This window comes from Neoroseomonas rubea (assembly GCF_016106015.1).
GTDB lineage: Bacteria > Pseudomonadota > Alphaproteobacteria > Acetobacterales > Acetobacteraceae > Neoroseomonas > Neoroseomonas rubea.
Genome location: NZ_JACADQ010000178.1, coordinates 1 through 7904, shown reverse-complemented (window position 1 = coordinate 7904; position 7904 = coordinate 1). Strand labels below are relative to the sequence as shown.

Annotated in this window: 8 protein-coding genes; 5 read left to right on the top strand and 3 right to left on the bottom strand. The window is 72.2% G+C overall.

The features are described from left to right. The first annotated feature begins 319 nt into the window (after positions 1-319). From HW577_RS15830 to HW577_RS15820, 3 genes are all read left to right on the top strand, one after another. Entirely contained in the window at positions 320-1015 is a 696-nt protein-coding gene (locus HW577_RS15830) for a DUF3047 domain-containing protein (RefSeq protein ID WP_198377121.1), read from the top strand. Between the two features lie 53 nt (positions 1016-1068). Then, positions 1069-1563, top strand: a complete 495-nt coding sequence (locus tag HW577_RS15825) for a flavin reductase (protein WP_198377120.1) — start codon at positions 1069-1071, stop codon at positions 1561-1563. 113 nt (positions 1564-1676) lie between these two features. Beyond that, positions 1677-1847 (top strand): hypothetical protein, encoded by a 171-nt coding sequence (locus tag HW577_RS15820; RefSeq protein ID WP_198377119.1) that lies wholly within the window; start codon positions 1677-1679, stop codon positions 1845-1847. 7 nt (positions 1848-1854) lie between these two features. Here HW577_RS15820 and HW577_RS15815 read toward each other — a convergent pair whose 3' ends face one another. The 3 genes from HW577_RS15815 to HW577_RS15805 form a co-directional block, all read right to left on the bottom strand. Further along, on the bottom strand, positions 1855-3417 hold the full coding sequence (locus HW577_RS15815; RefSeq protein WP_198377118.1) for a sulfatase-like hydrolase/transferase: 1563 nt from the start codon (positions 3415-3417) through the stop codon (positions 1855-1857). A 276-nt stretch (positions 3418-3693) separates the two neighbouring features. Continuing rightward, positions 3694-4323, bottom strand: a complete 630-nt coding sequence (locus HW577_RS15810; RefSeq protein WP_198377117.1) for a hypothetical protein — start codon at positions 4321-4323, stop codon at positions 3694-3696. Positions 4324-4478: 155 nt separating this feature from the next. Then, positions 4479-5597 carry a branched-chain amino acid ABC transporter substrate-binding protein gene (locus HW577_RS15805; protein WP_198377116.1) on the bottom strand — a complete coding sequence of 373 codons (1119 nt, stop codon included), beginning with the start codon at positions 5595-5597 and terminating at the stop codon, positions 4479-4481. A gap of 251 nt (positions 5598-5848) precedes the next feature. Here HW577_RS15805 and HW577_RS15800 point away from each other — a divergent pair, with 251 nt between their 5' ends. Continuing rightward, positions 5849-6865 carry an SH3 domain-containing protein gene (locus HW577_RS15800; RefSeq protein ID WP_198377115.1) on the top strand — a complete coding sequence of 339 codons (1017 nt, stop codon included), beginning with the start codon at positions 5849-5851 and terminating at the stop codon, positions 6863-6865. A gap of 6 nt (positions 6866-6871) precedes the next feature. Further along, on the top strand, positions 6872-7904 hold a 1033-nt coding region (locus HW577_RS15795), incomplete at its 3' end, for a WD40 repeat domain-containing protein (RefSeq protein WP_408639535.1).

Sequence of the window (7904 nt, the reverse complement as noted above, 5' to 3'; positions counted from 1 at the left end):
CCCCGCCGCGGGCCTGCCCGGCGGGCCGCCCGGCGGCGGCCTGACGGGCGGTGGCGGCACCGGCGGCAACCTGACCGGTGGCGGTGGGCTGACCGGCGGGAACCTTGGCGGCGGCGGGGGCAACCTGACGGGCGGCGGCGTGGTCAAGCGCTGACGCGGCGGCCGCGTCGCATCTTGCGGCGCCGGCCGGCCGGCCTCATTTTCATCCGAGCACGGAACTTGCTGGACCGGCACCAGGCTTCCGCATCCCGCGGGGCCAGCCAACCCGGCCACGAGCGCCTGCACCCGTTCGCGGCCCGTCACCTCGGATGCGTTGCCCATGCCCCGTGCCTCGGCGCACCGCCTCGTCCTGCTCCTCGCCGCGCTTCTCGCGGGCGGGGCCGGCGCGCCGCATCCCGCCGATCCGCAGATCGGCTGGCAGGACGGCGCCTGGCCCGGCATCCGCCCCGCGCGCTTCGAGCGCCTGGCCAATGGCGGCATCGCGGTCCATGGGCGGGGGGAGGGCAGCTTCGTCTGGCGCTGGGAACGCCGCCCGGCCGAATGCCTGTTCTGGCGCTGGCGCGTCGACGAAGGCCCGCCGGCGACGCGGCTCGACCGGCGGGGCGGGGATGACCGCGCGCTTGCCATCACCATCGGCTTCGCCGCCTGGCCCGGCACCGTCAGCGCCTGGCAGCGCACCCAGCATGCGCTGGCGCAGAGCCAGGCCGGCGGCCGGCCGCTGCCGCGTTCCGCCATCACGCTCGTCTGGGGCGGGACGGGGGAGGAGCCTCAGGGCTTCGACAGCCCCTACATGGCGGGCCTCGGGCGCGTGTTCGTGCTGCGCGCCGCGACCGCGCCGCGCGGCGCCTGGTTCGAGGAACGGGTCGATCTCGGCGCGCTCTGGCGCCAGTCCTTCGGCGGCCCGCCGCCGCCGGTCGAGAAGATTGCCATCGCGACCGATGTCGACGACACCCGCGCCCGCATCGACGCGCGCGTCGAGGCAATCCGCTTCGGACCCTGCCCGCAGCGTTCGTGACATCCCTGTATGAACCGGCCGGGCCGATCGCCCGCGGCCAGGAAGGACCAAGCATGCCCGCCGTCACTCGCCAGGAATTCCGCGACGCCATGGCCCGGCTCGGCGCCGCGGTGAACATCGTGACCACGGACGGCCCGGCGGGCCTCGGCGGGCTGACGGTCAGCGCCGTCTGCTCGGTCACGGACGATCCGCCGACGCTGCTCGTCTGCCTCAACCGCGGCAGCCCGCAGAACCGGCTGTTCAAGGACAATGGCGTGCTCTGCGTGAACAGCCTCGCCCCGGGGCAGGAGGCGCTGTCGACGCGCTTCGCCGGCCGCAGCGCGGAAGCGGACATGCTCGAGCGCTTCTCCCATGCCAGCTGGGGCCTGCTGTCGACCGGTTCGCCGGTGCTGGACGGCGCCACCGTGTCCTTCGACTGCCGCATCGCGGAGGTGGTCGAGCGCGGCACGCACAGCGTCGTCTTCGCCGAAGTCGAGGCGGTCCGCCAGGGCGCGGCCTCCCGCGGGCTGATCTGGTTCAGCCGCGACTACCACCCGATCGGGGCGTGACGCCCCGCTGGCACGAATCCCGCATTCCACACGCCACCCATGTTGAGGACGCAAAGGCGCCGTAAAGCCTTGCGACTGTATCCTTCAGCGTGATCGCAACCAGGAGCGGGCCAATGGCCGAGGTCAGAGTCGAACTTCCGGACGATGTGGCGGAGGAGATCGCGCGGCGCGCCGCGGCCCTCGGCACCACCGCCGCGGAATGGGTGTCGGCGATGGTGCAGGATGTCGCCGCCGACCTGCCGGAAGAAACGGGCGAGGGGCCGGACAGCTGGATCGCGCGCTGAGCGCGGTTCACCACTCCCCGTAGAAGACCCCGGCCGCCTTGTGGCGGTCGGTGCGGAACTCGGCTTCCGCCCAGGTCAGCGTCGTGCGGCGCTTGAGCCCTGTGAACCAGGCGAGAAGCCGCTCGCGCATCGCATCCCGCACGCCCTCGAGCGCAGGGTCGGCGCCCCGGTCGTGGAATTCCTCCGGGTCGGCCACCAGGTCGAACAGCATCGGCCGCAGCCCATCCGTCCAATGCACGTATTTCCAGCGGTCGGTGCGTACCATCCAGGCATGATGCTGGCCGGTCGGCAGGCCGAGCCGCCGCCGCGCGCCGCGGAAGGTCCAGTCGAGTTCGCTGAACACCGCGTCGCGCCAGCCGGTCGCCTTGCCACGCGTGAGCGGCAGCAGCGAATGGCCCTCCATCAGATGCTCCGCGGCATCGAGCCCGAGCGCCTCGAGGATGGTCGGCACGACGTCGATCGCCTCGACGAAGCGCTGGTCGACCGTGCCGCGCGTCGCATCCGCATCGCCCGAGGGATCGAACAGGATCATCGGTACGCGTTGGATGCAGTCGTGGAACAGCTCCTTCTCGCCAAGCCAATGGTCGCCGAGATAGTCGCCATGGTCGGAGGTGAAGACGATGAGCGTGTCCTCCCATCGCCCGAGCCGCTCCAGCGTTTCCCACACCCGCCCCAGGTGATGGTCGAGCTGCGCGATGAGCCCCTGATAGGCCGGCCGGACGGTGGCGATGCAGTCGTCCTGCTGGAAGGCCTTCGCCACTTCCTCGTTCTGGAATTCGCGCAGCACCGGGTGGATGTCGTTGCCGCGCTCGGCCGCGTCGCGCGCGACGGGCAGGTACTGGTCGGCCGAATACATGGCGTGCCAGGGCGCGGGCGCGATGTAGGGCCAGTGCGGCTTCACGTACGACAGATGCAGCACCCAGGGCGCGTCCCCCTGCGCGGTGATGAACTCGATCGCGCGGTCGGTGGTGTAGGCGGTCTCGCTGTGCTCCTCCCGCACCCGGGCGGGCAGGCGGGCGTTGCGCATCTTCCAGCCGTTCAGCGTGTTCCCGGCCTCGTCCGTCACGGCGATGACGTAGTCGGTCCAGGGGTCGCGGCAGTCGTAGCCCTTGCCGCGGAGCCAGTCGGCATAGGCGCTGTCGCTCTCGGCGTGGTGGCCGTCGTGGCGATCGACCAGCGTGAACCAGCCTTCGCGCAGCAGAACGGCCAGTTCGTCCTGCCCGTCGAGCAGCAGGCGCTTCATGCCCCGCGCATCGGGCAGCATGTGCGTCTTGCCCGCCAGCGCCAGCCTCCGCCCGCTCTCGCGCAGGTGCCAGCCCAGCGTGACCTCCCCGACGGACAGCGGCACGCGGTTGTGCGTGGCGCCGTGGGAGGAGACGTAGCGCCCGGTATAGGCGCTCATGCGCGACGGCCCGCAGATGCCCGACTGCACATAGGCCTGCGCGAAGCGCACCCCGCGCGCGGCGAGGCGATCGATGTTCGGCGTCTTGAGGAACGGATGGCCCGCGCAGCCGAGGTGATCCCAGCGCAGCTGGTCGCACATGATGTAGAGCACGTTGCGGATGGTCATGCGCGGCCCCTGGCGTTCCCCCCGCGCAGCCTAGGGCGCCGCCCGAAAACGCAGAAGGCCCCGGGGGCGTTCCCCCCGGAGCCTTCCCATCGCGTGGCCGGTCGTGCGGCCCGCGAAACCCTGGTGACCTGCCGGTTCAGAGGCCGGCAGTGATCCGGGCCACGGGCGCGACTGCCCGAATGAAGCGATGAGACACCGGATCACCTCCTTTCGTTTGTTGACGGAGCGATGGTGCACCGCGATGCCCTCGCGATGCAACGTCTTCCCGCCGGCGCGTCACCGCATCCTCGCGGCCTCCTGGAAGCTCACGCGGCGGTAGCCGGCCGGCGCACGGAACTGCGCCTGGTCCTGCGGCGTGAAGGAGACCGACACGGCGCTGATGCGTATGGCGCCATCCTCGTCCTTCAACCGCAGGAGCACCCCCTCGGCGCTGATGCAGGCGGTCTGGTCGGGGATCCACTCCCCATCGCCCGAAGCGGGAGGCCGCCCGCGCGTCGGATGCGTCAAGCGCCATTCGGTGCAGCCCATACCGGCGACCGTGTCGGTGCCGAGCCTGCGCGCCCGCAAGGCGGGATTCCAGTATGCGCCTTCCACCGCCACGGGCGGATAGGCGACAAGGATGCGCTGCTGCGGCACGGCCATCTCGACCCGCCGCTCGCGCAGGGACAGCAGCATGAACCCGTCCGCCGCGCCTGCGGGGCGCGCCGCGGGCGGCCCCTCCCAGTTCACGGTGCGGAAGACCTGCGCCGCGGCCGAGAAGGCCGTCTCCTCCGTCCTGGGACCGCCCGTCGTCTCCCTTGCGTAGGTCACGACGACATCGCGCTGCGGGACCATGCGTGGCCGCTCCTGGGCGATGGCGGGTGCGGCTGCGAGGATCAGTCCAAGGGCGGGAACACACCACTTCATCAGGCGTCTCCTGTACGGCGGTCGCTGGCACCGGCAGGAGCCGAGGTACGGGGCGGAGCCAGCGCGGTGCGCTGGCTTACAAGGCGACGCAATCGGTGGCGCGGCTCCGGCGGCCCGGGCACGCATGGCCCGGGACCGCCGAAGCCCTCGGCGCGTCAGGAGATCTCGGCGTAGGAACCGTTGCGCCAGATGTAGAAGACGTAGTCCGGCACGGTGACGTCGCCCTTCTGGTCGAAGGAGATGTCGCCCAGCACCGAGGGCCACGGCCCCTGCGCCTTCAGCGCCGCGGCGAGCCGGCGCGGATCGACGCCGTTGGTCCGCTTCGCGGCTTCGGCGAAGATCTGGATCGCGGCGTAGGTGTACAGCACATAACCTTCCGGATCGACGTTGCGGGCGCGGAAGCGCGCGACCACCGCCGCCGCCGTCGGCCGCTTGCGCGGGTCGGAGGAGAAGGTCATCAGCGTGCCTTCGCCCGCCGGGCCCGAGATCTGCCAGAACTCGTTCGTCACCAGCGCGTCGCCGCCGATGAGCGTGACGTTCATCCCCTGTTCCTTGGCCTGGCGGATGATCAGCCCGCCTTCCGTGTGGTAGCCGCCGAGGTAGATGACATCGATGTTCGCCGCCTTCATGCGGCTGACCAGCGCGTTGTAGTCGCGCTCGCCGGGCGTGTAGGCGGCGTACATCGCCTCCTGCATCCCGCCCGCGTTCAGCGCCTTCTTGGTCTCGTCCGCCAGGCCCTTCCCGTAGGCCGAGTTGTCATGGAGGATCGCGACGCGCCGCTGGCGCATGTTCTGCAGGATGTAGCGCCCCGCCACTTGGCCCTGCTGGTCGTCGCGGCCGCAGACGCGGAAGGTGTTCCACTTGCCTTCGTCGGTGAAGCGCGGGTTGGTGGAAGCCGGCGACATCTGCAGCACGCCTTCCTCGGCATAGACGTCGCGCGCCGGGATCGAGGAGCCGGAGCAGAAATGCCCCGCGACGAAACTCACGCGCCGCCCGGCGAGCTGGTTCGCGACCGAGACCGCCTGGCGCGGATCGCAGGCATCGTCGCCGACCTCAAGCGCCAGCTGCCGGCCGAGCACGCCGCCCGCCGCGTTGATGTCAGTGACGGCCTGCGTCGCGCCTTCGCGCATCTGCGTGCCGAAGGCGGCGTACTGGCCGGTCATGGGCCCCGCGGTCGCGATGCGGATCGGGCCCGCGCCCTGAGCCAGCGCGCCGCGGCCGATCGCGAAGGTCGAGAGGCCGGCGCCGAGGATGAGCCTGCGTGTGGTCAGCATGCGCGTTCTGTCTCCCAGTTCGTTCGTGCGGCCGCCTGCGCGCCGGGATGGCGCGGCGGGCCGCGGACCGTCGGAGGTTAGAGCAGATCGCATGGGCCCCGCATCAGCCGTGTGCGTGCGGCGGCGCCGCACCGCGGCGCGCCGGCGCGTGACCCTGCGCACGTTCCGCGCGCCCCGCCGCGAACGGCTATGGATTGGCACGGCGGGGACTGTTACCGTGTCTCGTTGCCCAGCGCCTTGGAGTATTTTTGATGCGCGCCAAGCTCCGTCGCACCGTTGCCAGTGTCACCGCCGCCGCCATGCTCGCGGGCTGCGTCTCCACCCAGGCGTCCCGCATCGGCGTGGATGATGGGCGGGACGCCTGCCGCGCCCAGGTCGTCGCCCTCGACAGCACCGGCGACTTCTTCGGTGAGGACATCCTGCGCGGGGCCGCGATCGGCGCCGGCACTGGCGCGATCGCCGGCGGGCTGCTCGCCGCCGCCACCGGGCGGCGCGGCAGCGACATCCTGGCGGGTGCGGCGATCGGCGCCGTCGCGGGCGGGATCATCGGCGGCACCGCCGGCTACATCCAGGCACGCCAGCGCCAGGCGCAGGACCAGGCCGGGCTGATGATGGCCGTCGGCGGCGATCTGCGCGCCGAGAACGCGCAGCTCGACCGCACACAGCTCGCCTTCAACCAGCTGGTCGATTGCCGCGTGCTGCAGGCCCAGCGCATCCGCAACGATGTCCGCGGCGGGCGCCTCTCCCGCGACCAGGGACTCTCGCTGCTGTCCTACCAGCGCGACCTGATGCGCCGCGACGTCGCCCTCGCGCGCACGATCAACGAGAAGATCGGCACGCGCGGCGCCGAGTTCGACACGGCGATCGAGACCATCGCACCCGGCACCAAGCAGGCCGTCACCGGCGCGCGCGTCAGCCAGCCGCAGCCGGTCACGACGCGTGTCTCCGCCCCGATCCGCATCCGGCCGGAAGGCAATGCGCCGCAGATCGGCCAGCTCAACGCGCAGGAGCAGGTGACTGTCCGCCCGGCGGAAGGCAACTTCGCCCTCGTCGAGACCTCCTCGGGCGTGCGCGGCTACGTGCCTGCCTCGGCGGTCGGCGTGCGCGGCTTGGGCAGCCCGACGGCGGCGGTCGGCGGCGGGCGCGGCCAGGATGGCGAGTTCCGCCAGCTCGCCGCGACCAACATCGCCCGGCGCGACAACTTCGCCGAGAGCGTGCAGAACGCCGACCGGCTGGCCCAGGGCCAGGGCTTCGAGCTGGCGGGCTGATCGGCGATGCGCAAGGCTGAGGGGGCGCCGCCTCCTCAGACTCGCCTGCGCCGGCGCTCACCCTGGCGCCAGCTGGCCGCGGGCATCGCCATCGCGCTGACGGCGGGGATCGCCTTCGCGCAGGCGCCGCCGGCCGAGCCGCCGCAACAGCCCTTCCTGCGCATCGAGGCCGAGGCGCACATCGCCAACGTTGCGCGCCTCGCCACCGACGCGGCCGGCACCACCCTCGCCACGGTGTCGGACGACAAGACCGTCCGCATCTGGAACCTCCCGGAAGGCTCCCAGCGCCTGGTGATCCGCCCGCCGATCGGGCCCGGTCCGGAAGGGGAACTCTACGCCGCCGCACTCTCCCCGGACGGGGCGCGGCTTGTGGTCGGCGGCTTCACGGCGCGCAGCTGGGACAATTCGTTCGGCCTCTACATCTACGACGCCCGCACAGGGCGCCTGTTCGCGCGGCTGATGGGGCTCGACGCGCCGGCCAACCACATCGCCTTCTCCCCCGACGGGCGGCGGATCGCGGCGGGTCTCTCCGGCCGGGCGGGCGTGAAGGTGTGGGACGCGACGAATGGCCGCGTGCTGTTCGAGGATCGCGGCTTCACCGGCCCCGTCCGCATGGTTGCCTTCGACCGCGCCGGGCGGCTCGCCGCGAGTGCCGCGGATGGCACGGTGCGGCTCTATGGCGCCGACCACCGGCAGGTCGCCAACCGCGTGCCGGTGCAGGGCGGGCGACCCTTCGGCATCGCCTTCTCCCCCGAGGGCGCGCTGCTTGCCGTTGGCTTCGAGAACCGGCTGCGCGTGGAAATTCTCTCGGCGACGGACCTGCGCACCGTCATGGCCCCGGACGTGACGGGGCTGACCGGGGAGGGGCTGCCGGCCGTCACCTGGGCGCATGACGGGCAGGGCGGCGTGCAACTCCATGCCGCGGGCTATGCGCGGCATGCGCGCGGCGGGCCGGTCGGCCCCGCACCGGCGGTGCCGCAGGGCGGTGCGACCTCCCGCGCGCCCGCCACGCCGACGCAGGGCGGGCGGGGGATCAATG